Here is a 25,339-nt window from a genome sequence, read left to right on the forward strand (position 1 = left end):
GCCGGGGCCCCTGAGCCCCGGCACACCACCACCCCCCACCGAAATACGTGCGTTACGCACGGGACCGTGGCCGGAAACACCCGCTGCCTACTGTCGCCGACCACGTACCCCCACCCTCATTGGAGGCCCCCGTGACGGTCGATCAGCCGCCCACCGTCGAGTCCCTGAAGGCGGCCCCCGCCCCGGAGTCCGACGGCGCGGGCCGGGCCGCGAAGGAGACGCTGGAGGACTACACCCTCCGCTTCGCGCCCCGCAGTTACCGCCGCTGGACCCCGGCCGTGGTCGGCGCGTCCGCGCTCGGCGGCATCGCGTACATGGCGGACTTCTCCATCGGCGCGGGCATCGGCATGACCCACGGCACCGGCAACGCGCTCCTCTCGATCCTGCTCGCCGCGGCCGTCATCTTCGTCTCCGGCATTCCGCTCGCCTACTACGCGGCCCGCTACAACCTCGACCTGGACCTGATCACCCGCGGCTCGGGCTTCGGCTACTACGGCTCGGTCGTCACCAGCGTCATCTTCGCCAGCTTCACGTTCATCTTCTTCGCCACCGAGGGCGCCATCATGGCGCAGGGCCTCAAGTTCGCTCTGGGGATGCCTCTTTGGGCCGGGTACGCCCTCTCCACCTTCGTCATCATCCCCCTCGTCATCTACGGCATGAAGGCGCTCACCAAGCTCCAGTCCTGGACGAACCCGCTGTGGATCGTCCTGATCGTCGCACCGCTGGTGTACGTCGTCGCCGCCGAGCCCGACTCGGTGAGCCGGTTCCTGGCGTACGGGGGGAGCTCGGGCGGCGCCGGAATCTCGACGGCCGCGGTGATGCTGGGCGCCGGCGTCTGCCTCTCCCTCATGGGCCAGATCGGCGAGCAGATCGACTACCTGCGCTTCATGCCGCCCAAGACCGCGGAGAACAAGCGCTCCTGGTGGGCCGCGACGCTCCTGGCCGGGCCCGGCTGGGTGGTCTTCGGCGCGCTGAAGCAGACCATCGGCGTCTTCCTCGCCGTGTACATCGTGGACGCGGTCGGCGTCGCGGCCGCGGTCGAGCCGATCGAGCAATTCACCGCCGCCTTCAAGCAGTTGATGCCGGGCTGGCTGGTCGTACCGCTGGCGCTCCTGCTCGTCGTGCTCAGCCAGGTCAAGATCAACGTCACCAACTCCTACTCCGGCTCCCTCGCCTGGACGAACTCGTACGCCCGCGTGACGAAGCACTACCCGGGCCGGATCGTCTTCGTCCTGGTGAACCTCGCGATCTCGCTGATCCTGATGGAGGCGAACATGTTCGCCTTCCTCAACAACGTGCTGAGCTTCTACTCGAACTGCGCGATGGCCTGGGTCGTGACGGTCGCCACCGACATCGGCGTCAACAAGTACCTCCTGAAGCTCTCCCCGAAGCAGCCGGAGTTCCGCCGCGGCATGCTGTACGCGGTCAACCCGGTCGGCGTGGTCTCGTTCCTGGCCTCCTCCCTCCTCTCCGTCGCCGTCTACTTCGGCCTGTTCGGGGACGCGGTCCAGCCGTACTCGCCGCTGGTCGCAGTCGCCGTCGCCGTACTTCTGACCCCGGCCGTGGCGGTGGCCACCAAGGGCCGCTACTACCTGCGCCGCACGGACGACGGCATCGAGGAGCCACTGCTCGACGAGGACGGGAACCCGAGCGCCACGACGTACGACTGCGGCGTCTGCGCCCAGCCCTTCGAACGCCCGGACGTCCTGGCCAACGCCTCGGGCGGCATCATCTGCTCGCTGTGCCTCACGACCGACAGGTCGGGCACGCACGTCCTGCCGGCGCAGCCGCACTGACGCCGCTTCAGAATCCGGCAGTCCTTGGCACGATTGTCACCCTCCGTGTTACGATCTTCGGCAAAATTTCGGATCGGGATACGGGATATGTGCGGGGGGTGACGTTCCGTCCCATGGCTGGCGCTATTGGATTAGCAGGCTTCCTGGAACGACTGAGCTGGTCGCCGGAGCGGCTCGCACGCGAAATCAATCGGCTCTGCGGCGAGGGCACGGTCAGTGCCAAAGCCCCTTATCACTGGCTGCGCGGTACGTATCCGCGCCGAGAAATTCCTGAAGCCGTCGCCCAGGTCCTGTCACAGCACCTGAAAGAGACGGTCGACATCGCTTCGGTATGGCCGCGGTCACGCCCGGACGGGACGGCGCGCGTCGCGGCCGCACCTCGGGAACCGGGCCTCACACCGCTCGTCCAGGACTCGTGCAGCTCGGCCCGGCTGGTCCAGTACGCCTCCGAAACCAATGCGGACGACTCGACCCTGGAGCAGTTGCGGCGCGAACTGAGCAGTATTTCCAGCTCCTGTCTGCATGTGCCGCCCAGCTCGCTGGTCTATCGCGCGGTGATGCTGAGGGACCGGCTGGGGCGCCTGCTCCAAGGGCGGCAGAAGCCGGCCCAGCGGCGCGTGCTCCTGGCGCTGAGCGCCAAGTCCTGCGCGCTGCTGGCCTGGATGTCGGACGACCTGGGCGACGGCAACGCCGCGTACAACCAGGCGATGGCCGCCTGGGACCTGGCGGACCTCGCGGACGACAACGAGGCCCGGCGCTGGGTGCGCGTCGTGCAGGCCCGGCAGTCCTACTGGTCGCGGAATTTCGTCGAGTCGGCCGAACGCGCCGTCGACGGCACGACCTGGCCCTCCCGGGACGGACTCGACGTCTTCCTCACACTGATGGCCGCGCGGTCCTGGGCTGCGGCCGGTCTCGCCGACCGGGCCCTGGAGGCGCTGCGTGAGTGGGAGCGGGCAGGTGAGGGCGACGCCGTCGGCGGCCGCACGGGCCTCTTCTCCCTCCAGTGCGACAGACAGCGCTACCTCGCCGGGTCCACCCTGTTGACGCTGGGCGAACCCGAGCGGGCGCTGCGCGAGTTGACCGCGTCGCTGGAGTGGGCCGGGCGCCTCCCGGCGGGCCAGAGCTTCTACGCCGTGGACGCGCTGGCCCGGGTCGGCCTGATGCGAGCCAGGCTGCGGCTGGACGATCCGGACGGGGCGCGCGAAGTCCTGGAGCCCGTCTTCGCCCTGGAACCGGAGAAGTTGATCAACATGGTCGTGCTCACGTTGCGGGAAGCGGCGGCCGAACTGCGCCGCGACGCGGCCGGCGGCAACGGCAGGGTCACTCCGAAGAACCGGGATGAACCGGGCCGCCGGGCCCGCACCGCGACCGTTCATGAAATCGCGGACAGGATCGACGATTTCCTCGGATCGGTCCTCGAAGTGTCCCGCCCGGCACATCTGGAGGGCTGAGCGGACCGAGCCGTTTCCACGGCGCCGCGCACGGGCGTTGATACGGGCACCTGCTCCTCAGGAGCAGGTGCCCAATTTTCGTCCCCACTGCCCCGACAGGGCCACGCCCACCAGTGGTGCGCCCGGTCAGGTTGACCAACCTGACCGCGTTCTCACGAAGTTGACCCCGGAATCCCTGTCCTGGGCACCGCGCCTCCCCATTGGATACAGGAGATGCTCCAACTGGTCCCGGAGGAGAGCGGAGAATCATGGATCGAGTTCCGCCGACGACAGAGGCCGAGTTCTCGCACGAGCACATTCTCTCGGTGGCAAACAACGACTGTGTGCGCGGGAACGGGGCGGCGTGATTACGGAGACCAACCGGAAGTGGTGGGTGCTGGTCGGTGTCAGCACCTTGAGCTTCTTGGGCTGCATCGATCTGACGATCGTGAACACGGCCGCACCGGCCATCCGTCAGGAGCTGGATGCTGGCGTCGCCCAACTCCAGCTGATCGTCAACATCTTCATCGTCGCGCTGTCCATGTTCATGGTGACGGCGGGCCGGCTCTCCGACCTGTTCGGCAGGCGGCGGGTGCTCTACGTCGGGGCCGGACTGTTCGGTCTCGCGTCGCTCGGCGCGGGGCTGGCCACGGAAATCGAGTGGCTGATCGCCTTCCGCTTCCTCCAGGGAGCGGCCTGCTCTGTGCTGTACACCAGCTCCAGCACCATCGTCGCGGACGCCTTCCCCGAGGAGCAGCGGGGCCGGGCGATCGGTGCGCTGTTCGGCGTCAACGGCGTCGGGCTCGCGGTGGGGCCGATGCTCGGCGGGTTCATCGTGGGCTGGCTGGACTGGCACTGGGTGTTCTGGATCAATGTGCCGCTGACCGCCGTCGCGCTGCTGATCTGCGCGTTCAGCGTCCGTGAGTCGCGCGGCGGCGAGGACGGCGCGCGGATCGACTGGCCGGGGCTGGTCCTGGTCGGGCTCGCGCTGTCCGGGCTGATCTTCGGGCTGACCTTCAACGACACCTTCGGGTGGGGTTCCTGGCAGGTGCTCGGTCCGCTGGCGGTCGGGGTCCTCGCGCTCGTGCTGTTCGTCCTGGTGGAGCGGAGGGCGAAGTTCCCGATCATCCGCTTCGAGCTGTTCCGCAACCGGCTGTTCGTCAGCGCCCTGTCGGCGGACTTCGCGCTGGCGTTCTTCTACACCCTCGCGCTGTTCCTGATGCCGCTGTACCTGAGCTGGGTGCGGGGCTACGGCGAACTGACCATCGGGCTGATGATGCTGCCCACCACGGCGACGATGGCGATCGCCTCGCCGTTCGTGGGGCGGCTCGTCGAGCGGGTCGGGCCGCGGCCGCTGCTGTCCTTCGGCTTTGGCGCCTTCGCGCTGTCGGCGTTCTGCCAGTCCCTGCTGAAGCCCGACAGCGACCTCGGGTTCGTCGTCCTCTCGTTCGCCCTGATGGGGGTCGGCTGGGCGTTCGTCCTGGGCCCGGCCGCGGTGGCCGCCCTGTCGTCGGTGCCCGACAGGATGGCCGGGCTCGCGGTCGGCTCCACCTGGACCTTCCACAACTTCGGCGGCGCGGTCGGTCTCGCCCTGGGCATGACGGTCTACCGGTCGTTCGCCGAGGGCTCCCTGGTGCACGATCTGACCACCAGAGGAGTGGAGGCCGGCGCGTGGACCAAGGAGGCCGTCACCAATCCCGACTCGGCGGTGGACCTGCTCAAGGAGCACGGCTCGATCACCGGCAAGGACGCCGACGCCCTGCTGAACTCGCTCTTCACCGCGGGCGAGCAGGCCGCGATGTGGCTGCTGGTCGGCACCTCGCTGGCCGCGCTGCTGATCATCCTGCTGCTCGGCCGCGGTGGGCGCGGCGAGGCGGGGGCGGGCGCCGTCGACGTACCGCAGCAGGCGTCGGACGCCGGTGCCGGTGCGGTGCCCGAGGTCGAGCCGGATGTGAGGGCGCGGTGAGCGGGCCGGGCGCGCTCACGCCGGGTCGCGGTGGCGGCGGCGCTGCGCTGCTGGTCCTCGTCGCGGTGGGCCCACCGATCAACCCGCCGGCCGTCAAGTAGCCCACCACCGGCGGCCGTTCGGCATGCCCACGGCGATCTCGCCGACGACCGCGGGCTGCCCGAGCCGGCGGGCCAGCCACCGGCCCAGGTACGCGACCACCAGCACGACGGCCAGTGCGGCGAGCACATGGCCGCCCACCGCGGGCGCGGGATGATCAGCAGCCCGCTGGAGAAGCCCGGTGCCGCGGCGAGCGGCTCGATGTCGTCGAAGCCCTGCGCACCAGCCCGTAACATGACTTGACTGACCGTCAGACCCTGGGGACCCGAATCAGCAACCCGTCCCCCTGTCCCCCACCACCGCACAGCGCCGCCGCACCGAGACCGCCGCCACGGCGCCGCAGCTCGTACGCCAGGTGCACGACGAGCCGGGCACCCGAGGCGCCGATCGGATGGCCGGGCGCGATCGCTCCGCCATCGACGTTCACGATGTCCGGGCTGATGCCCAGTTGCTCGATGGGCACGATGCCGACCGCGGAGAACGCCTCGTTGATCTCCACCAGGTCCAGGTCGCCGGGGAGCAGCTTGGCCTTGGCCAGCGCCGCCTTGATGGCGTTCGACGGCTGCTCGTGCAGGCCGGCGTCCGGCCCGGCCACGACGCCGTGAAGAAGTTCACGGTCGGTAACTTGCTTACCCCGCACGCGAGTTGAGTAGCGTCCCCCGGCGTGTGAAGCGCGGCACAGCAGCCGGAGCCGTACCGCTTCCCGTGGCCCGGACTCTGAGGTCCGGGCCACGGGCCAGTGTCACTCGTGGTGCCGTGTCACTCGGTGGCGCCGCGCGCCAGAGCGCGGGCCTTGCCCGCCCACTCCCCCATGCACGTGATGGCCGTGGTCATTCGGTGCACGGCGTCAGAGATGTCCTTCACCGGCTTGCGCAGGTGTCGGCTCATACGGCCCATGCCGCTTGCGGACGTTCCGAAGAACCGGAGGTGTTCCAGCCCTTCCTGAGCAGTCTCCTCCAAGGCCATGAGCTGCTGGAGGAACTCTTCCGCCCCTTCGCCGCGCTCGTCCGGCGGGGTGACCTCGATGATCCCCAGCGCGGCCCTCACCCCGCTGTCCAGCGACACCATGCGTTCCGCGAAAGCCCCTGCGACGGTGTTCAGTTCCCCGGCCGGCGCACTGATCGACTGTGCGTACCGGGCCACCGCCGCGAGCCGTGCGCTCATCGGCGCGTTCGCCTGGGTGAGATCGAGCATCTCGGTGTTGGACTTCTCGGTCAGCGCTCCGATCGTCTCGATGGTCTGGGTGATCGCTTCCATGTCCGCGGTCATCTCGTCCAGCCCGTCGTCGATCGCGGCGAAGTCGTCGAGCAGACCGGGCGCGTCCTCGTCCTCCGCATTCCCGCTCTCGTCGGATGTCGACGGCCCGTCGACGGTCTGGAGTCCGCGCAGCACCCGTGCCGGGGTGAGGAGTTCGAAGCCGTCCCGGAGCCCGGCTTCGAGCGCGATCTCGATCTCCTTGCGCGCGCCGGCCAGGTGGCTGCGCGCCCGTTGGTACCGGATCGTCCTGATCGACGCGATGTCGAAGGGCAGCTGTCCGGCCTCCCCGATGTGGACCGTCGCCTTGCCGGTGATGTGCCGCAGCCCCAGCTCGTACATCACGTTGGGGTTGCCGCCGCTGACGTCCGCGATGACGAGGTCGGACTCGATGACGTGCCGGCAGATCTGATCGTTGATGTCGCCGGCGTGCGCGATGCGGTCCGCGCGCACGGCGGTGATCCCGTACCTCTCGCAGGCGGGGACGATCACCTGCTCGAAGATGCCGAGGTGGTGCTCGTACGCCTCGTGCTCGGGACTGCCGTGCACGGCGTACGAATCGCCGATGGGGCCGATGACGAAGCATGTGCGGGGCCGGTCGGGCTCCTGTCGAAGAGCTGGTGTCGCGTTCATGCGAGGTCCTCCGTTCCGTGCGGACGGGTGTGGTCGAACGTGGCCGCGTGCGAGGCACCTGCTTCCAGGTCGACCGCGTACACGGGCCGCTCCTCTATGCCGAGGGAGCGCAGCAGGTACGAGGTCGGGATGCGATAGCGACCGCCGACGCGCAGCACCGGGCAGGGGAAGGTACCGAGGCGGATCAGCTTGTACGCCGTACCGGGGCAGACTCCGAACGCACGGGCAGCCGTCCGCAGATCGACGCTCAGGGGCAGGTCGAAGGCCTCGGCGAAGCCCAGGGGCGGGCCGGACCGCGCGCTCACCGCCGGACTCCCGCGGGGCGCAGCACCAGGGTGCCGATCAGGTCGACCTCCTCGTGACGGCGGGCCCGGAACACCAGGTCGGGCAGGCCCGCCCAGTGCGCGAGCGCGCCGAGCCTCGTCCCTTCCCGCCGGGTGCGTGACTCGGCGAAGCGGAGCGTCGCGGCCATCCCGTCGCGACGGGCCGGGGGCGTGACGTGCAGCTCCCACCCTTCGGCCGGACGCGGTTGCTCCTCCGGCTCAGTGGTGGCGTTGCGGGCTTCGGCGAAGGCGGCGACGTCCACGACGGGAACCTCCCGCCTGATGCGGTTCGCGTAGGCCCACATCCCGTTCACCGCCTCCTTGATGATTCGGCCGCCCGCTTCCGGGTCGTCCGGGTCCGCGGCGTCGACGGCGGCGAGCAGCGCCAGGACGGCCTCCGCCTCAAGATCGACCCGCTCGACCCGCAACCGGCGCAGGATCCGGTGCAGATTCCGGTAGAGCCCGGGCAACGCCAGCCAGACGGCGAGCAACCGCCCCGTCCCGTCGCCGCCCACGGGCTCCCGCCGGGCCTCGATGACCGCCTGCCGCCAGACCGCCGCGCCCAAGGCCTTGTTCCGGCGCGGGCCGTACAGTGCCGCCCTGCACTCCTCCGGGGACAGCCGGACCGTGTGCCCGCCGACACTCACCACGAGGGACGGCCGCACACCCCCGTCTGCTCCGAGAAGCTCCGTGCCGATCAGGGCGAACACGCCCCTGGGGTCAGTCGATGTCATCACTCCTCCTCTCCGGCCACAGCGGGCCGGCCAAGGACAGCGCCGCTGCGGCTCGTGCGCATGCACGCACAAGGGCTTTCAGCGCCGACCTCGCTGCCGCGTGGCGTGCCGCCGAGACCGGGCTCGCCGTCCCGCGCCGGGTCCGGGAGGGCCGGTTCGCGAGGGCGCATGCGTGAACGTGGATGTCGCCGTACATGCCGTGCCCGACGTTGACCCCGTAGTCCACCCACTGGGAGCTGTCCCTTTCGAGCCAGGGCGGGGCTTCGTACGGGGCCGTCACGAGGCAGGCCCGGGATCGGTCGGCGTGGGGCCGGCGGGCGGCCCGACGGTGAGCCCGCCGCTGACGTCGCGTCCGACGGCGACACCCTGGTTCACGTACTGGGAGAGTGCCGTACGGTGCGGGCCGGGGCGGTCCGGCAACGTCCGGCCCGCTTCCGCCATGGACCGCCTCACCGCATCCGGCCCGTAGCCGGGTACGCAGATCCAGCCGTAGCCGCCGAACTCCTTCACCCGCACATGGACCCGGACGTAGTGGGCCGGATCAAGGCCGGAGTGCCCGGAGCCGGAGTGCCCGGAGCCGGAGTGCCCGGACCGCACCACGTCCTGGTACAGCCGGTCCGACACGATGACGGCGAGGTCCGCCGAGGTGAGGGCAGCCAGTACGGCCTTCAACTGGGGTGCGTTCACCAAACGTGCCACGGAGACCGGCGCCGGCCCGGCGTGGCCGAGAGCGGCGTCCGCGACGACACCGGTGTCGACGGCCAGCCGCAGCCTGACCCGAGGGGCGGCCGGACGGGCGTTGAGAGCACCGAGCCGGGCTGCCAGATGGTGCACGAAGGGTCCGAGGACGGTGGCTTCCGGTGTGTCCTCGGGGAGAACGGCGAACTCCTGGTCGCCCTGCGGCTGTCGGGCCCAGGCGGCCCGGTTCAGCCCGGTGAGCGCCGCCGCGTCGTCCAGCAGCCGGACCAGGACGGACTGGACCGCCGACTGGGTCCGGGTGTCGAGCCGGCCGTACTGCTCCATGTCCGCGGCCAGGCAGAGCCGACGGTGCGGGATCGGGTCCCGGGGCCGGGGGGAGGGGGTTTCGTTCACGACAACTTGCCACCTTCCAGGCTTTGTTGGGTGTGGTGCACGCCAACTGTGCGGGGAAGGAGCCGAACCGTCGAGAAACCCGCATTATTGCGACTTGTGCCCGTGGCGCTGGGCGACCGGCATGCTCAGCCGGGCAATCTTCCGCAGTCGGGCCAGGTCGTTCACGTAGGTCTGCCGGCAGCCGGTGGTGATGAGTTTGTCCTTGCGCAGCTGAGCGAGTGCCTTGTGCACGGTGTGCGCAGTGGACCCGACAAGAGCGGCGAACTCGTCCTGGGACAGGTTCACGTCGATCCGTACCGCGTTCCGTTCCTGCCGCCCGTACGACACCGCCAGTTCGACGAGTACGCGCGCCAGCCGGACCAGAACCGGGTAGCCGCCGAATTCCAGCCGCAGCCGGTCCGACCGACGCACCCGGCAGCAGAGCACCCGGAACAGGGCCAGCGACACCTCGGGGTCGGCAAGCAGAGGCCCCAGCGGGACGACGGTGGCGACCACATCGCCGCAGGCGGTCACCGTGGCCGAGCGCGGCCCGAGGTCCACGGCCGCCACCTCGCCCACGATGTCCCCGGCGATCCTGATGTCCATGAGCCGTTCGCCGTCCAGTCGGCCGGTCACCTTCACCAGTCCCTCCTGCAGCACCATCACCTCCTGCGCGTGGTCGCCTTCACTGATCAGTACGTCACCCACGGAATAGCTGCGCCGGCTGCCGAGCCGCGCCAGGACCCCGCGCGCCCCCTCCGACAGCGTCTCGAAGAACGGTGCGCGACTCTCAAGGTTCGAGCTGTGCATCATGCGCTCAGCAGAGCACTTCACGGACGCGGCGGCGTGCGTTTCAGACCGGCCCGGAGGTGCGCCGAATGCACGTCGGGGCGCACGGCAGCGCACAGCCGAAGCAGCCCCGAACGGCCCGGCGCCGATGAACGGTCGGCCCTCTCAGCCCCGGTCGATGTTGCCGATCGCCTCGGCCACCCCGTAGGCCCCCACGAGCAGCAACCGGTCCAGCAGATCGAGGATCTCGGAGCGGCGCGCGGCCGATGCTGCCTGTGCATGGGCGCGGACCAGCAGCTCACCGATGTGGTGGGCGTCGGCCGCCGCACTGGTCCGCAGGTCGGCCGAGGCAGGGCCGAACACCTTGAGGAATCTCCTGACACAGGTCAGCACCAGCTCGTCGACCCCGTCAGGGGCGTCCTCAAGAGTGATCAGCAGCTGGGGCAGGGCAGGTCCGAAGGCGCGAGAGTCCATCAGTGCGATCACCGTCCCGCGGAAGGGACCCAGACGTCGGCCTCTCAACTCGGCCGCGACCTCCCCCGCTGCCGCCCGCACGTCCTCCTCGGGATCGTGGAAGAACTGGACGAGTGCGCGGTGGGCCAGGGCGGTGTCCCCGCTGTTCACCAGACGCTGAGCACACACCTCCGCGGCTCCCTGCCGCTGGGCTCCGTCCCTCCCGGCGAGCACCGTCTCCAGCAGATCGGTCGTCTCCCATTCCATCGCGGCCAGTGCGGCGACCTGCCCACCGACCCGACGCACCTCTGCCACAGGGGAGTTCAGCATCCGTTGCATCACGGGTCTGCCCGCCACCGGGTCCCCGTGGCACAGGGCCACGACGAGGCGCCTCACATACGGTGACGCCAGAAGTCGGTCGGGGGCCGCCGTGAGCACCGTGCAGGCAGCGGCCGCCGCAGGGCGGTCGCGACGCATCGCGGCATGCAGCAGATGCGCCACGCACGCCCGAACGGAGAGGGAGGGATCGGCTGCCAGGCGGCTCAGTCGAGGTACGACAAGGGCAGCCCGCGTCCCGTCCGCGTCGTGGATGAGCAGGTCCCCCAGGCTCTCGGCCGCGCTGCCCCGCACGGTGTTGATCCCCGCGGTGAGCAGGTCGTGCTCCGCGTCGCCTGCGTCCTCACTGAACGCGGCACCGCCGTCGTCGGAGTCGAGAGCGCGGTTCAGGAGCGCCTGCACCAGATCGAGGGGCCACGAGGTGAGGTAGGTGCGCACCGCCCACCCCAGCCAGCGGTCGTGCGCCGCCCTGCCCTGGCCGGCGAAATGGCGGATCGCCGCGAAAACGACGTGCGGATCGCCGCACGGTTCCGCGTCGCCGAAGCCGCGGAGCAGCGCGGCTCCGTAGGCAGGATGCGTCCCGGCGTCCACCCGCGCGGCGAGTCGTGCGAAGCGGCCGGGATCCGCCGTCGTCATGTTCCGCAGTACGTGGGACAGCTCCTCGGCCCCACCCGTGCCGGTCGCCCAGTCGGTGCGGTCCCGGCTGTGCTTCCTCATCGCGCTCAGCCACTGGTCGTCACTCATGTGCCGGGCCGCTTCCAGCGGGATGGGCGACCCGATGGTCCCGCCCGTGATCCCCTGCGGCTCGTCCGGCTCCCTCAGGTTGTCGTGACGTCTGCGGAGTTCTCCGAGCCGACGTGCGGCCCGCGCGGAGAGACGTCCTTCGGGGAGCGCCGTCAGCAGCGTGAACTCGTGCCAGGGCGAAGGTTTCCCGTCCGGGGGGATGCGCAAGTGCAGGAGGGCTTCCTCCAGCCGCCGGAGGACGTCGTCGGACACGTCGTCACCGACAGCGCGGAGGACCTCGCGTGCGCCCCACGCGGCGTTGGCCACGTGGCCCGAGAGGAGACGGTGCCTGCCCTGGAGGAGGATCTCGGCCGACCAGGGCGCGAGGGCGGGTCCCGCCTCGATCAGCGCCTGGTAGAGGAGCCATTGCGCCGCCTCGTACGGAACGCTCTCAAGCCCTTCCAACAGCCCGCGCACACGCGCGACGTCCCGGCCCACAAGGATGCGCAACGCCTCGGCCGCGCTCTGGAACAAGGCATCGCCCAGGTCCCTGGGGCTGTCGTGGAGCTGACGGAACGCGAAGTGCTTGTCGAAGACCGGCCGGCCGGCCCGTGCGGGGAGAGCGGTCGCGGTCATGACGTCCAGCAACACGGGCAGGAGCCGGACACAGAACTCCTCGGGCGCACCCACCGCGGCACCCTCCACCAGGCGGAGTGCCTCACGGTCGCTGGTCAGCAATACGGTTGCCCTGCCCTGATCACCGAGCTGAAGGGCGTCGGGACGATCCGCCAGCAGCGCGCCGAGCAACTCGACCGCCCAGGTGGGCTCTTCGGCCGCCAGGTCGCCCTCCGCGAACCAGAGGTCGTGTTCGTGGCCGGTGAAGAGACCGGCACGCACGCCGTCGAGCACGAGGTCGAAGAACCGCCGACTGCCGGCCAGCCGGGCGCGGAACATGATCCGGGTCAGCCAGGATCCGTACGCCGGGTCCGAGGTGTGCGGATCCAGGAGGCGAGCCACCCGGTCCGGGAAGGTGTCGACGGCTGCGACCATCATCCGCACCCCCCAGTCACGTTCTCTCTCGTCCGCGCTGGTCAACCAGTTCTCGATCACTCCCTCGTCGTCCGCGCAACGGAACCAGTCCGCGTTGCTGACCGCGTTCACGAGATGGACCTGGAAGGGAGGGCGGGTGTCCAGCACTCGCGCGACGGCTCCCCACTCAGAGGCGTTGGGGGACTCCAGGCCTCGCACCACCGCCAAGGTCACGTCCTTGAGGTGGTAACGGATTTCCGGGCCGGTCAGCAGCGCCTCGACCTCCTCGGAGAACCGCTCGGGGTCCAGATCTCGCAGGTGATCGAGAACCTGCCGCACCTGGCCACGACGGAAGAGCTCCTGCTCGCCACCCGTGAGGTAGGAGACCAGGCTCTCGTCACGCCGGAGCCAGTCCCGAGCGAAGGCGTAGTCGAAGAAACTCTCGTGGAAGAAGGCCAGTTGGCGACCGTCACGCACGAGAACCTGCTCGGACACCAGCACGTCCCCCGTGGCGGCGAGGTCGTCCGCGTCGAGCACGCTGTGCGGGACGTACAGCCGTTGGCGAGCGCTCATGTACGCCGCGACGGCCGACACCGCCTCGTGGAACCGCACGGAGGGCAGGCGGTGTCTGCACTCCTTCCGCTTCGTGTCCCAGAAGGCGTCGAAGAGGTGCCTGGTGGTGCGGAAGGAGAGAGCCGCTTCCTGGTCCGCGATGTGGGCCAGGAGAACCAGATGCAGCGGTGACCGCAGCAGCACCCGCTGCGGCGGGGCCATCCGGGAGGCGTCCAGGCCCATGTTCGTGACCGCGGTGTCGACCTCGGCGTCCGAGAGCGGCCCCACTGTGACGCGGGCCCAGTCGTCCGACGCGGTGAGTTGGCGAATGCGAGGGTCGGCCTGTGCGTCGAACGCCCGGCACACCAGGACGATGCGCATGGCAGGGTGCGCCTGGGCCTCGCTCACCAGGTCCGCCACCGCGTCGAAGGTGTCGGGGATACGTCCCGACGCGAGGCTCACCGCGTCGAGCTGATCCACGATCAGCACACAGGGCTGCCCGTCCGCCACGGCTCCGAGGGCGCCGACCGGGGACATGGTCAGGCCGATGCGCCGACCCAGCTCAGAGGTCGAGGAGAAGGGGGCCAGCCGGTCGAGACGGAAGGCGAGCGACGGCACGGCCCGCTCACCGAGCGCGGCGACGGCCTGGTGCAGCACGGCACTCTTGCCACTGCCCGCGGCACCCGTCAGGAGCGTGAGCTGCTCGCTGCCCCCGGTCACCCGGTCCACCAGCCGGCCGGCCTCGTCACGGGGGATCGACGGCCGGAGCAGGCCCCGTTCGACACTTGCGGCCCAGTGGGTCGTGGCCTCCCCCACCGCGTCGGCGACCGCCTCGCCGTCGACCCGGGTGACCCGTCGCAGTCCGTACTCTCCCAGCCGGGAGGTGAGGGCCGAGGCGTCGAGAGTGGTTCCCAGATTGTTCAGCAGGAGGTCGCCGAGTCCGACAGCCGCGAGCCGGCCGGTGGCCCCGGCGAGTACCTGTTCGGCCAGGACCGCGTTGGTTCTCACGAGGTCCCGTTCGTTGTGCCACTCCACCCAGAGCCCTCGCAGCATGCGCCAGGCCGTCGCGGCGGAGCCGTAGACGTCCGTCGCGGCGAGCGCGTCGAAAGGACCGCGGAGTTCCGACGTCAGCCAGTCGGCTTCGAAGGAGGCGAAGTCGTCGGAGCGACGGGCACGGTCGGCGAGCTCGTCGAGCGCGCGGGCGGGGACCAGCGAGACGAAGTGGAAGGCGCGGCCGGCGTCGACGTGGGAACGCAGGCTCTTCCAGACCTCCTTGTCACGGAGGGAGGCCACGTTCCAGCTGTTCGCGTTCCGGTTCTGCCGCTTGACCTGGTGCACCTCCACCCGGCCCTCGTGCCGGTGGACGAACTCGACGCCGTCGCCCAAGGGGGCGACCGCTTCCAGGGTGATCGAAGTCCCCATGCCGAGGAGCACGTACAGGGCGTGCCTGACCGTCCAGGCTCCCTCGTAGCGGTTGCCGAACTTGTCCGTCTCGCCACCCGGCCGCGGTGTCACCGTGCCCCTCACCCCTCCCCCGGTGCGGTCAATGGCCCTGTGCGCCCGATGGCCCCGAAAACGCATCAGAGGCTGTACCGGATTCTCTCCGGTACAGCCTCTGAATCTACGACTCTTACGAGTCGGGACGACAGGATTTGAACCTGCGACCCCTTGACCCCCAGTCAAGTGCGCTACCAAGCTGCGCCACGTCCCGATGCCCGCCTGACCTGGGGTTTCCCCTGGCTGAGCGCGCATGAGAACGATACCGCACTTCAGGAGGTGGTTGCGAACGCCTTTGCCCGCCTGTCGGACTTGACCTCAAGTCTGATTGAGGTTGCATCGTCGTCTTCATGGACACAAAGACGAGGACAGCCACGCACGACGCCCCCTCCACCCCCGGCACCCGCACCACCTACGGATATCCGGATCTGCCGCGCCTGATGTCGCTGATGACCGGCGACGAGAAGCACGGCCCCGCCGCGACCTCGACCCTGGACGCGCTGTGGGTGCTCTACGACCGGGTGCTGCGGGTGACGCCCGACACCGCCGAGGACCCCGGGCGGGACCGGTTCCTGCTCTCCAAGGGACACGGCCCGATGGCCTATTACGCGGTGCTCGCCGCGAAGGGGTTCTTCGGGGAGGAGCTGCTGCCGGGGTTCGGGGCGTACGACTCGCCGCTCGGGCACCACCCCGACCGACTCCTCGTGCCCGGCGCCGAGATCGGCAGCGGCTCGCTCGGGCACGGTCTGCCGCTGGCGGTCGGCACCGCACTGGGGCTGCGGGCCCAGGGCCTGACGGAGCCCGCGGTGTGGGTGCTCGTCGGGGACGCGGAGCTGGACGAAGGCAGCAACCACGAGGCGCTCGCGTACGCAGGACCGGCCGGGCTCGACCGGTTGAACGTGGTCGTCATCGACAACTCGTCCGCGACACACGGCTGGCCCGGCGGGATCGCCTCCCGCTTCGAGGCCGCCGGATGGTCGGCGGAGACGGTCGACGGGCGGGACCACGAGGCGCTGTACGCGGCCTTCAGCGCACCGCATCCCGGACGGCCGCGGGCAGTCGTGGCCCGCGTCGAACCCAGGAGGTAGGCCGCGCCGGAGACGGCCGAGCAAGCAGGTCAACCAGGCACACCAGGCCAACCGGGCCAACCGGGCCAACCGGTTAGAGGACAGGGGAATTTGTCATGGATACGATGCGGGACCGCTTCATCGCGACCACCGGCCGACTGCTGGACGAGGACCCCCGGGTCGCCGTCGTACTGGCCGACATCAGCGCGGACGGGTTCGCACCCGCCGGGCGCAAGCACCCGGACCGGGTGGTGAACGTCGGGATCCGGGAACAGCTGCTGGTCGGCGCGGGTGCCGGGATGGCGCTCGCCGGGATGCGGCCGGTGGTGCACACCTTCGCCAGCTTCCTGGTGGAGCGGCCCTTCGAGCAGGTGAAGCTGGACTTCGGCCATCAGGGGGTGGGCGGAGTGCTGGTCAGCGCGGGGGCTTCGTACGACTGGCCGGCCGGCGGGTTCACGCACATGGCGCCCGGCGACGTGGCGCTGATCGACACCCTCGACGGGTGGACGGTGCACGTCCCCGGGCACCCCGACGAGGCCGAGGCGCTGCTGCGGCACGCCGTGGCCGCGGGGGACGACCAGGTCTACGTACGGCTGTCGCTGCAGAGCAACCGGCACGCGGTGGACGTCCGTGGGGAGGGCGGGTTCCACGTCCTGCGGGAGGGGCGGCGGGGCACCGTCGTCGCGGTCGGGCCGATGCTCGACAACGTCATGGCGGCGACCGAGGGGCTGGACGTGACGGTGCTGTACGCCGCCACGGTGCGGCCGTTCGACGGGGCCGCGCTGCGGAAGGCCGGGCACGGTGACGTCGTGCTCGTCGAGCCGTACCTCGCGGGGACGTCCACCGCCGCCGCGAACGACGCGCTCGCCGATCTCCCGCACCGGGTGCTCGGCCTCGGCGTCGCACGGCGCGAACTGCGGCGGTACGGACAGCTGGACGAGCACCTCGCCGCGCACGGGCTCGACGTGGTTTCGCTACGGCAGCGGATCGACTCCTTCCTCGTCGCGTGATATCCCCGCCGACCCCCTCCGTCTCCCCGCCCCGTCAGACGAGTTCCGGATGGGCGGCGAGGAGCCGGCGCGGGGCGGCCTGGCGCCAGGAGTCGAGGAGGATGGCACGGAGTTCCTCCTCGTCCTCCAGGGCGGCCAGGTGCGCCCGCAGCCAGTCGTAGTTGTCGTCGTGGCCCGCGCGGACGAAGAACTTCTCCGGTTCCGCCTCGATCAGCTCGGGCCGTTCCTCCTTCGGGCACTTGAAGGCCATCGATCTGTCGTCGTCGCTCAGCGCGGCGAAGATCTTCCCGGCGACCCGGAAGGTCGGGCTGCCCCAGGCGAGCTTCTCCGCAGTGTCCGGCAGGGCGAGCGCCACCCTGCGCACATCCTCGGAAGTGGTCATGGGGAAACCGTACGGGCCACCACTGACAATCGCCTCTGACGGCCGCCGGTCGCCCCCTCCCCCCGCTGCCGACCGCCCTGCACGTACGCCTCAGACGTGCTTGTCCAGCCAGGCCGTCAGGTCGTCCTGGACCTCGTCCCGGTTGGTCTCGTTGAGGATTTCGTGGCGGGCCCCCTCGTACCCCTTCCAGGTGAGGTCCTCGATGCCCGCGTAGCGCAGGTCCTCCAGGAGTTCATGGACGAGCGTCATCCCCTGGTTGCAGGGGTCCTCGGTGCCGACCGCGAGGTGGAAGGGCAGGTCGGCGGGGATGCGGGCGAGGTTGCGCGGGTCGTTGAGCTTGCGGATGCCGTGCACCCAGTCGAGGGAGAGGCCCGCGCTGAAGGGAAAGCCGCAGCGTTCGTCGGCGGCGTAGACGTCGACCTCGGCCTCGTCGCGGGAGAGCCATTCGAACCCGGTGCGGTGGGGGAACGCGTCGTTGAAGGAGGCGAACCGGTCGGCGGTGAACGACGCGGGCGCGTCCCGGCCGTCCGCCTCGATCCTCCGCTCCAGCTCGGCCGCCGCCGCTTCCAGGTCCGTGCCCGGCAGCGTGCGGAAGACCCCGGAGAGGATCACTCCGGCCAGGTCGTCCGGATGCTCCTGCGCGTAGTCGCGGGCCAGCATCGCGCCGAGGCTGTGGCCGAGCAGCACCACGGGGACACCCGGGTGGAGGGCCCGCGCCTGATCGCCGACCGTACGCAGATCGGCGACCGTGCGGCGCCAGCCGTCGTCGCCCGCCACGCCGAGCCCGCCGGTGCCCGTGGCGGTCGCGCCGTGGCCGCGGTGGTCGGAGGCGATCGCCCCGTAGCCTTGGGCGACGAGGTGGCGGGCGAACCGGTCGTAGCGCAGGGCGTGTTCGGCGGCGCCGTGCGCGAACTGGACGAGGGCGCGCGGGCGTCCGCCGTCCGGGAGCCAGGTGTACGTCGCGATCTGAACGCCGTCGTGCGCGGTCGCCGTGCCGGGGGTGGTCATGGGTCGTCCTGCCTCTCTCCGTGGCGGGGGTACGGTCCTGACCCTCCCCCGGCGCCGGGCGGTTATGCCGGAGTCTGCCCGCGCCCGAAGTACGCGATCAGCTCGGCGTCCAGCTCCGGCACCCGGCGCGGCGTCCCGCCGTCGCGCAGCGATTCCGTCGCCCGGCAGCCCGCCGCGACGGCCATCCGGGCCGCCACCGGCGAGGTGTCCGTCGTGCCCCCGTCCCGTACGAAACGGAGGAACTCGTCGATGAGGAGCGGGTCCGCGCCGCCGTGCCCCGCGTTCTCCTCGGCCGCCGGGATCTCGTGGACCTCGTCGGCGTCGAAACGGTGCGAGGAGCGGCAGGTGTTCCACACCTTGACGTGACCGCCGGGGCCGTCGCCGAAGTTCTCCAGGCGGCCCGCGTCGCCGATGACGGTGTAGTTCCGCCAGTAGTCGGGGGTGAAGTGGCACTGCTGATAGGCGGCCAGCACCCCGTTGTCGAGCCGCATGTTGAGGAGCGAGACGTCCTCGACGTCGATGACCGGGTTGAGGGCGCGCTGCGTGTGCGGCGGCCAGTGGCCGTCCTTCGTGTACCAGTCCTCCGCCTTCGGCTCACCGGGCGCGCGGCGGTGCGGGTTGTCGCCGTAGACCATCAGATCGCCCATCGCCTGCACGTCCCTGGCGTAGCCGCCGGCCAGCCAGTGCAGTACGTCGATGTCGTGGGCGGCCTTCTGGAGCAGCAGCCCGGTCGTGTGCTCGCGCTCGGCGTGCCAGTCCTTGAAGTACCAGTCACCGCCGTAGCCCACGAAGTGACGGATCCACACCGTCTTCACCTCGCCCACCGCACCGCCCGCGATCAGGTCGCGCATCAGGCGCACCACCGGCATGTGCCGCATGTTGTGCCCGACGTACAGCCGCGTCCCCGTCTCGAAGGCCGTCCGCAGAATCCGGTCGCAGTCCTCGACCGTGGTCTCCAGGGGCTTCTCGACGAACACCGGCTTCCCCGCCCGCAACGCCTGACACGTCAGATCGGCGTGGGTGTGATCGGGGGTGAGGATCAGCATCGCGTCGACGGACGGGTCCTCGATCACCTTCCGGTGGTCGGCCGCCGTGACCGCACCGGGGAAGGCCTCCGCCGCGAGCGCGCGGGCGCGGTCGTCGGGGTCGGCGAGGGCGACGACGCGCGCTCCGGCACCGGGCCGGTGGGCGGTACGGGCGAGGCTGCCGCGCATCCCGTAGCCGAGGACACCGATACGGAGGTCGGGCAGGTCGGGCAGGTCGGCCGGGCGGGGCAGGCCGGACGGGGCGGACGCAGCGGACCGGGCGGGCGGTTCGGGCAGGTCGGTCATCGTTCGTACTCCCTTGGCAGAGTCCCCTATGAGGTACGGGAGTTGACGTTAACGCCCTCGTGCGCTGCGCGGCGGACCGGGCTCGGACCGCGCCGTCCGCAGACCGCTCCGCCCTCGGACCGCGCCGCCCTCAGACCGCTCTGTCCGCACGGCGCTCGATCTCCGCCATCAGCTCGGCCGCCATCGCCTTGATGGTCTCCAGACCCTCCTTCCCCCACTGCCGGGGCCGGGTGTCGACGACGCAGATGGCGCCGAGCGCGATGCCCGAGCGGTCGATGAGCGGGGCGCCGAGGTAGGAGCGGATGCCGATCTCGTCGACGACCGGGTTTCCCGCGAAGCGCGGGTAGTCGCAGACGTCCTCCAGGACGAGGGCCTTCCTGCGGGCCACGACGTGCGGGCAGTACCCGTGGTCGCGGGCCATGGCGCGCCCGATCCGCCCGGCCGCGGCGGCGGCCCCGAGGTCGCTGCCGGAGAGGGTGCCGTGCGGGGTGTGCAGTCCGGCGAAGAACTGCCGGTTCTCGTCAATGAAGTTGACCATGGAGTACGGCGCGCCGGTCGCCTCCGCGAGCCGTACCGCGAACGCGTCGAGCACCGGGTCGGGTCGGCCGCCCAGACCCAACTCCCTGAGCCTGCGCGCCCGTTCGGGGCCCTCGCGGTCGGCGGGGGTGAGCAACAGGTGGCCGATCCTGTCGTACGTCATATGTGGGCTCCCGTCATGGGTGGGCTCCGTGGGTCGTGGGCGGGACAACGGGCGTGCTGCTGAGGAGGTGCTTGACGAGGGTGACCAGGGTGGCGATGCCGGAGCTGGCGAGCCGGGCGTCGCAGATCACGATCGGGATCTCCGGGTTGAGGTCGAGGGCGCCGCGCACCTCCTCGGGTTCGTACCGGAAGGCGCCGTCGAACTCGTTGACGGCGACGACGAATCCGATGCCGCGCTGCTCGAAGAAGTCGACGGCGGCGAAGCAGTCCTCCAGGCGCCGGGTGTCGGCGAGGACGACGGCGCCGAGCGCGCCCTTGGAGAGCTCGTCCCACATGAACCAGAACCGCTCCTGCCCCGGGGTGCCGAAGAGGTACAGGACGTGCTGTTCGTCGAGGGTCATACGGCCGAAGTCCATGGCGACGGTCGTCATGGTCTTGTTCTCGACGCCCTCCAGGCTGTCGGTGGCGGCCCCGGCCTGGGTGAGGAGTTCCTCGGTGCTGAGCGGGTCGATCTCGCTGACCGCGCCGACGAAGGTCGTCTTGCCGACGCCGAAGCCGCCCGCGACGAGGATCTTGAGCGCGGTGGGGAAGACCTCGGGCCCGGGGGCCGGTCCGCCGCCCCCGTATCCCTCGTAGCTGTCGGAGCCGTAGTCAGAGTTGTCGTCGTAGACCATCGAGCACTGCCTCCAGCAAGTCGCGGTCGGTCGGGGGGTGTTGGAGGATCGGCGCGTGCGTGATGACCGCGCCGCAGCCCACCAGGTCGGACAGCACGACCTTGGTGACGACGGCGGGGAGCCGCAGATGGGCCGCGATCTCCGCCACCGGCACGGGGTCGTCGCACAGGCCGAGCGCGGTGATGTGCTCGGGGCCGAGGTGCACGGGCAGTGCGGCGCCGGTGGCCATCACCATCGTCAGCAGGTCGAGTTCGGTACTGGGGCGGGTGCGGCCGTTGCTCACCGTGTACGGACGGATCAGCCGGCCTGCCGCGTCGTCGAGCCACGGCCCGTCCTGCGGGGCCGCCACGTTCAGTGCCCCGGTGCGTTCGCCGCACTGCCGGCCCGTTGCCGTGCGGGCGTCGCCAGGTACGGCCGTACGCTCTTGACCAGCATCGCCATCTCGTACCCGAGGACGGCGGCGTCGGCCTCCCGCCCGGCGAGTACGGCGAGGAAGGTTCCGGATCCGGCCGTCGAGACGAACAGCAGCGTGGAGTCGAGCTCGACCACCACCTGCCGGACCTCGCCGCCGTCGCCGAACCGCATTCCCGCGCTGCGGCCCAGCGAGTAGAGGCCGGAGGCGAGGGCCGCCATGTGGTCCGCGCTGTCGGTGTCGAGGCCGTGGACGGACTTGACGAGTCCGTCGGAGGAGAGCAGGACGGCGCTACGGGTGTAGGGGACCCGCTGCACCAGGCCGCTCAACAGCCAGTTCAGGTCGGTCGCTTGACCGGTCGGCGCATCGCTCACCATGGGGCTACTCCTTGGGGGGGGGAAAGTTCACGTCGTCGGGGTGGGCGTCTTCGGGGCGGACTGAGCGGTCCGTGAGGTCGATGCGGTCCGTGCGGTCCGCGCGGTCGGTGCGGTCCGCGCGGTCGGTGCGGTCCGCGCGTTCGCCGAGGGATCCCTCCGGGGGAAGGTCCTCCGTGCGCGCGTCCGCCGCCTCGGCCAGGCCGATGCCGCGCTGGAAGGCGGCCATCAGACCGGGGTCGTGCAGGACGGGCTGGTCGTCCTCCTTCCGGGGCGCCGGACCGTCCTTGAGCTGCGGCACGAGGTTCTCCTGGCTGCGGCGCCTGGGCAGCCGGGGCCGGCTGACCCGCCCGCGTACGGCGCCTTCGGCGGTGGGCCGGGCGGCACTGTGCACCGGCTCGGCCGGAACGGTGAACTCCGGGGGTGCGGCGAGTCCGTGGGTGACACCGGGGACGGCGGCCGCGGGGTTGGGCCGTTCGCCGCGCCTGCCGCGGACGGGAAGCGGGTGGTTGCCCGTGGTCCCGGCGGGGGCGCCGGCCGGGCTCCCGCTCGGGCTCCCGGTCGGGCTCCCCGCCGGAGTCCCCGTCGGGTCCCCCTTGGGGGTCCCCACCGCGGTCCCGGGCCCCGGGGCGTCCTGCTGCTCGCGTCCGTACGGAGCCGCCGGTTCGGGCTCCGGTGCTGCGGGCGCCCGGGATATCGGCACCCGGTCGCCCTGCTGCTGCGCGGGCACCGGGGCCGGCCGGTGCGACGCGGCCGTACCGGCGGCCGCGGCCTCGTGGTCGTCGCCCAACAGGCCCTCCGGGAGCACGAGTACGGCCTGCACCCCGCCGTAGATGTTGTTCTGCAGCCGGACCGCGATGCCGTGCCTGCGGGCCAGCGCGGACACCACGAACAGTCCGATCCGGCCGTCCTGCAGCAGATGCTGCACATTGACCTGGTCGGGATCGGAGAGCAGTGCGTTCATCTTGTTCTGCTCGGTGACCGGCATGCCCAGGCCGCGGTCCTCGACCTCGATGGCGAGCCCGGCGGTCACGAACTGGGCGCGCAGCAGCACCGTCGTGTGCGGGGCGCTGAACACCGTCGCGTTCTCGACGAGTTCGGCGAGGAGGTGGATGATGTCGGCGACCGCGTGGCCGCGCAGGGTGCCGTCGATCGGCGGCACGAGCTTGACCCGCGAGTACTGCTCCACCTCGGCGATCGAGGAGCGCATCACCTCGCTCATGCTGACCGGGTTGCTCCACTGCCGGCGCGAGATCGCCCCGCCGAGCACGGCGAGGTTCTCGGCGTGCCGGCGGATGCGGGTGGCCAGGTGGTCGACGTGGAAGAGGCCCTTGAGCAGGTCCGGGTCCTCGACCTCGTTCTCCAGTTCGTCGAGGAGCTGGATCTCGCGGTGCACCAGCGACTGGAGACGGCGGGCCAGGTTGACGAAGACCTCGACCTTCTGGTCGGTGCCCGCGCTGCTGGAGAACTGTGACGCCTGGACGACGGCGGTCACCGCGGCGTCGTGCGCGCGCCCCATCTCCTGTGCCAGGAGGTCGAACTCATCGCCCGTACGAGGGACGCCGGGCGGGACGGTGCGCCGTATGTCGGGGCTCTCGCCGCGTCGCAGACCGTCCACGACGGCCCGCAGCTGGTCCTGGCTGCGGGCGCTGGCGCGGCGCAGTTCATTGCACCGTACGTACACGGATCCGGCGGCGCGGCGGGCGGCGAAGGCCGCCACGAGCACCGCGAGGGCGGCGAGCACCGCGGCCACGGCGAGGCCCGCCCATAAGCTCTGCGTGGGCCGGGCGCCGGTGGTGCGGACCGTGTGGAGCACGGCGCCCGCCCCGCTCAGTGCGACGACGACCGCCGGAAGCACGGCGGCGCGCAGCAGCTGCGCACGCAGGTGCGCTTCGGGAGTGGACGCCACGGGGGTACGTGCCCCCGGCCGGCCGTGCCGCCCGCCCTCGCGGCGGTCCGCTCGCGCGCCAGGTGCGCGAAGTTGAGACATCAGCGTCCTCGGTACGTGGGGCCCCAGGGATTTCGGCGTGTCTTCGACAGGTGTGAGCGCGCACGCAGGCTGCACTCAACTTGGGTGATGTGGGCCCCTGTTGATCACCGGGCACTCACAGTAGTCGGGAGCGTTCCCCGGGTGATGGGCTGTTGCCAAACTTGCCCGCCCCGGGTCCCGCTCTGGTATGAGGCCTCGTACGGGCGAACGAAAACCGGCCGCCCCTGGATCGGGGACGGCCGGTTCACCGGAAGCACGTGGCTCTCACGCGGCGGCGACGCTCACGCGGTCACACGGGCGGCGACGCTCACGCGGACGCGGCGGTCTCCTTCTGGACGACGGCTGCGGACGTCACCGGGCGTACGGACCCGGGCACCAGGTCACCCGGTCCGCGGGCGGCGACGCCGCGCCACCAGGGCGCCGACGGGACCACGTCCGACGTGGGTTCGAAAGGTTCGCCCGGACACGGCACGGCAATCCGTGCCCCGGCCCCGGCAGCCGCGGTGAGGGTGCCCTCGGCGGGCTCTTCCCACGGGTGCGGGGCGAGGTTGAAGGTGCCCCAGTGGATCGGCAGCATGATGCCGCGCGGGCTGCCGCCCTGGAGGTCGAGGTGGGCCCGCATGCCCTCCTCGGGGGTCATGTGGATGTCCGGCCAGTGCGGGCTGTACGCGCCGATCTGGATCATCGTCGCGTCGAACGGGCCGTGCGCGGCACCGATGTCCTTGAAGCCGTCGAAGTACCCGGTGTCGCCGCTGTGGTAGATCCGGTGCTCGGATCCGGCGACCGCCCAGGACGCCCAGAGGGTGTGCTGCTGGTTGCGCAGCCCTCGGCCGCAGAAGTGCCGGGCGGGGGTGGCGGTGAGGCTGATCCCGGCGACGTCGGTGGTCTCGTTCCAGTCCAGTTCGCGGATGCGGCTGAGCGGTACGCCCCAGTGCTCCAGGTGCGCGCCGACGCCGAGCGGGACCGCGAAGACGGTACCGGTGCCGGTCAGGGCGCGGATGGTGGGCATGTCGAGGTGGTCGTAGTGGTCGTGCGAGATGACGACGACGTCGACCTCGCCGAGCGAGCGCAGCGGTACGGGCACGGGGTGCAGCCGCTTGGGGCCCGCGAAGTTGAACGGGGAGCAGCGCTCGCCCCAGACCGGGTCGAAGAGCACCCGCCGCCCGTCGATCTCGGCGAGGACGGTGGAGTGGCCCATCCAGGTCAGGCGGAGCCCGGAGGCGGGCGGCTCGGCGATGTCGGCGAGCGTGGTCGCGTACACCGGGACGGTCCCCGCCGGGGCGCGCCGGACGCGCTCCTCCTTGCGGAAGTACGTCTTCATGAGGTCGGCCATGGATGCGGACGAGGGCCGGGCGGCCCGGGTGCCCTCGGGATTCTGGAAGACGCCGTCGGCGAAGTTCGGCGAACGGCGGATGCGCTCCCAGCGCTCCCCTGCCGGGTCGGCTCCGAACGCCGCGGTCCTCAGCCCGCGCAGCTTCGCGCGCAATGGCATCTGCGGGGAATCCGCGCTGGTCACGGCACCTCCAAGGGGGTCGGCTTCAGTCCATTATGTGCACCGTGTTCGACGGCCGGGGAACGGGGCCGTTACGGGGCGTCGCACGGCACGGGGCGACTCCCTCCTCACCAGAACGGTCGCGGGCCCGGTGGTATGCCCGGACCGTTCCGTCGTGACGCGCCGTGACGTGTGTGGCGTACGGGGCGCGTATG

Annotated in this window: 21 protein-coding genes, 1 tRNA gene and 1 pseudogene; 5 read left to right on the forward strand and 18 right to left on the reverse strand. The window is 71.0% G+C overall.

What is annotated here, in order from left to right; all coding sequences use genetic code 11:
• Positions 1 to 164: 164 nt before the first annotated feature.
• From ACH4SP_RS34660 to ACH4SP_RS34670, 3 genes are all read left to right on the forward strand, one after another.
• A complete protein-coding gene (locus ACH4SP_RS34660) occupies positions 165 to 1,796 on the forward strand; it encodes a purine-cytosine permease family protein (protein WP_398421210.1) in 1,632 nt (543 codons plus the stop codon).
• 113 nt (positions 1,797 to 1,909) lie between these two features.
• The gene (locus tag ACH4SP_RS34665) at positions 1,910 to 3,247 is read left to right on the forward strand and encodes a hypothetical protein (protein WP_398421010.1); all 1,338 of its coding nucleotides are present in this window, start codon (positions 1,910 to 1,912) and stop codon (positions 3,245 to 3,247) included.
• A 343-nt stretch (positions 3,248 to 3,590) separates the two neighbouring features.
• Positions 3,591 to 5,192 carry an MFS transporter gene (locus ACH4SP_RS34670; protein ID WP_398421012.1) on the forward strand — a complete coding sequence of 534 codons (1,602 nt, stop codon included), beginning with the start codon at positions 3,591 to 3,593 and terminating at the stop codon, positions 5,190 to 5,192.
• Between the two features lie 93 nt (positions 5,193 to 5,285).
• Here ACH4SP_RS34670 and ACH4SP_RS34675 read toward each other — a convergent pair whose 3' ends face one another.
• The 9 genes and pseudogenes from ACH4SP_RS34675 to ACH4SP_RS34715 form a co-directional block, all read right to left on the reverse strand.
• The gene (locus ACH4SP_RS34675) at positions 5,286 to 5,432 is read right to left on the reverse strand and encodes a hypothetical protein (RefSeq protein WP_398421014.1); all 147 of its coding nucleotides are present in this window, start codon (positions 5,430 to 5,432) and stop codon (positions 5,286 to 5,288) included.
• A 109-nt stretch (positions 5,433 to 5,541) separates the two neighbouring features.
• Positions 5,542 to 5,895: pseudogene (locus ACH4SP_RS34680) on the reverse strand (acetyl-CoA C-acyltransferase); the annotation flags it as partial.
• Positions 5,896 to 6,050: 155 nt separating this feature from the next.
• On the reverse strand, positions 6,051 to 7,178 hold the full coding sequence (locus tag ACH4SP_RS34685) for a hypothetical protein (protein WP_398421016.1): 1,128 nt from the start codon (positions 7,176 to 7,178) through the stop codon (positions 6,051 to 6,053).
• Positions 7,175 to 7,483 (reverse strand): helix-turn-helix domain-containing protein, encoded by a 309-nt coding sequence (locus ACH4SP_RS34690; RefSeq protein ID WP_398421018.1) that lies wholly within the window; start codon positions 7,481 to 7,483, stop codon positions 7,175 to 7,177. The genes ACH4SP_RS34685 and ACH4SP_RS34690 overlap by 4 nt, the downstream gene beginning before the upstream one ends.
• Positions 7,480 to 8,235: a hypothetical protein gene (locus ACH4SP_RS34695; protein WP_398421020.1), complete on the reverse strand. Its 756-nt coding sequence runs from the start codon at positions 8,233 to 8,235 to the stop codon at positions 7,480 to 7,482. Before ACH4SP_RS34695 ends, ACH4SP_RS34690 begins: the two co-directional genes overlap by 4 nt.
• A 276-nt stretch (positions 8,236 to 8,511) precedes the next feature.
• Positions 8,512 to 9,327: a hypothetical protein gene (locus ACH4SP_RS34700; protein ID WP_398421021.1), complete on the reverse strand. Its 816-nt coding sequence runs from the start codon at positions 9,325 to 9,327 to the stop codon at positions 8,512 to 8,514.
• Positions 9,328 to 9,411: 84 nt separating this feature from the next.
• The gene (locus tag ACH4SP_RS34705; protein WP_398421023.1) at positions 9,412 to 10,119 is read right to left on the reverse strand and encodes a Crp/Fnr family transcriptional regulator; all 708 of its coding nucleotides are present in this window, start codon (positions 10,117 to 10,119) and stop codon (positions 9,412 to 9,414) included.
• A gap of 141 nt (positions 10,120 to 10,260) precedes the next feature.
• Positions 10,261 to 14,703, reverse strand: coding sequence for a hypothetical protein (locus ACH4SP_RS34710; protein ID WP_398421025.1), 4,443 nt, complete (start codon positions 14,701 to 14,703; stop codon positions 10,261 to 10,263).
• Between the two features lie 122 nt (positions 14,704 to 14,825).
• A tRNA-Pro gene (locus ACH4SP_RS34715) sits at positions 14,826 to 14,899 on the reverse strand.
• 226 nt (positions 14,900 to 15,125) lie between these two features.
• Between ACH4SP_RS34715 and ACH4SP_RS34720 the strand changes: the two genes are divergently transcribed.
• Positions 15,126 to 15,773 carry a transketolase gene (locus tag ACH4SP_RS34720; RefSeq protein ID WP_398421211.1) on the forward strand — a complete coding sequence of 216 codons (648 nt, stop codon included), beginning with the start codon at positions 15,126 to 15,128 and terminating at the stop codon, positions 15,771 to 15,773.
• Between the two features lie 95 nt (positions 15,774 to 15,868).
• Positions 15,869 to 16,762 (forward strand): transketolase family protein, encoded by an 894-nt coding sequence (locus ACH4SP_RS34725; RefSeq protein ID WP_398421027.1) that lies wholly within the window; start codon positions 15,869 to 15,871, stop codon positions 16,760 to 16,762.
• A gap of 34 nt (positions 16,763 to 16,796) precedes the next feature.
• On the opposite strand, the gene ACH4SP_RS34730 is transcribed toward ACH4SP_RS34725, so the two are convergent.
• From ACH4SP_RS34730 to ACH4SP_RS34770, 9 genes are all read right to left on the reverse strand, one after another.
• On the reverse strand, positions 16,797 to 17,144 hold the full coding sequence (locus ACH4SP_RS34730; protein ID WP_398421028.1) for an MmcQ/YjbR family DNA-binding protein: 348 nt from the start codon (positions 17,142 to 17,144) through the stop codon (positions 16,797 to 16,799).
• A 90-nt stretch (positions 17,145 to 17,234) separates the two neighbouring features.
• On the reverse strand, positions 17,235 to 18,152 hold the full coding sequence (locus ACH4SP_RS34735) for an alpha/beta fold hydrolase (protein WP_398421029.1): 918 nt from the start codon (positions 18,150 to 18,152) through the stop codon (positions 17,235 to 17,237).
• 62 nt (positions 18,153 to 18,214) lie between these two features.
• The gene (locus tag ACH4SP_RS34740; protein ID WP_398421213.1) at positions 18,215 to 19,402 is read right to left on the reverse strand and encodes a Gfo/Idh/MocA family protein; all 1,188 of its coding nucleotides are present in this window, start codon (positions 19,400 to 19,402) and stop codon (positions 18,215 to 18,217) included.
• A gap of 211 nt (positions 19,403 to 19,613) precedes the next feature.
• Entirely contained in the window at positions 19,614 to 20,183 is a 570-nt protein-coding gene (locus ACH4SP_RS34745; protein WP_398421030.1) for a GAF domain-containing protein, read from the reverse strand.
• A gap of 13 nt (positions 20,184 to 20,196) precedes the next feature.
• Positions 20,197 to 20,856, reverse strand: coding sequence for a GTP-binding protein (locus ACH4SP_RS34750; RefSeq protein WP_398421032.1), 660 nt, complete (start codon positions 20,854 to 20,856; stop codon positions 20,197 to 20,199).
• Positions 20,834 to 21,205, reverse strand: a complete 372-nt coding sequence (locus ACH4SP_RS34755; protein WP_398421033.1) for a DUF742 domain-containing protein — start codon at positions 21,203 to 21,205, stop codon at positions 20,834 to 20,836. The genes ACH4SP_RS34750 and ACH4SP_RS34755 overlap by 23 nt, the downstream gene beginning before the upstream one ends.
• 2 nt (positions 21,206 to 21,207) lie before the next feature.
• A complete protein-coding gene (locus ACH4SP_RS34760) occupies positions 21,208 to 21,645 on the reverse strand; it encodes a roadblock/LC7 domain-containing protein (RefSeq protein ID WP_398421035.1) in 438 nt (145 codons plus the stop codon).
• A 4-nt stretch (positions 21,646 to 21,649) separates the two neighbouring features.
• Complete coding sequence (locus ACH4SP_RS34765) at positions 21,650 to 23,632, reverse strand: ATP-binding protein (RefSeq protein ID WP_398421037.1); 1,983 nt, start codon at positions 23,630 to 23,632, stop codon at positions 21,650 to 21,652.
• 307 nt (positions 23,633 to 23,939) lie between these two features.
• On the reverse strand, positions 23,940 to 25,124 hold the full coding sequence (locus ACH4SP_RS34770; protein ID WP_398421215.1) for an MBL fold metallo-hydrolase: 1,185 nt from the start codon (positions 25,122 to 25,124) through the stop codon (positions 23,940 to 23,942).
• Between the last annotated feature and the right edge of the window lie 215 nt (positions 25,125 to 25,339).

This window comes from Streptomyces sp. NPDC021093 (genome assembly GCF_044333135.1).
Lineage (GTDB): Bacteria > Actinomycetota > Actinomycetes > Streptomycetales > Streptomycetaceae > Streptomyces.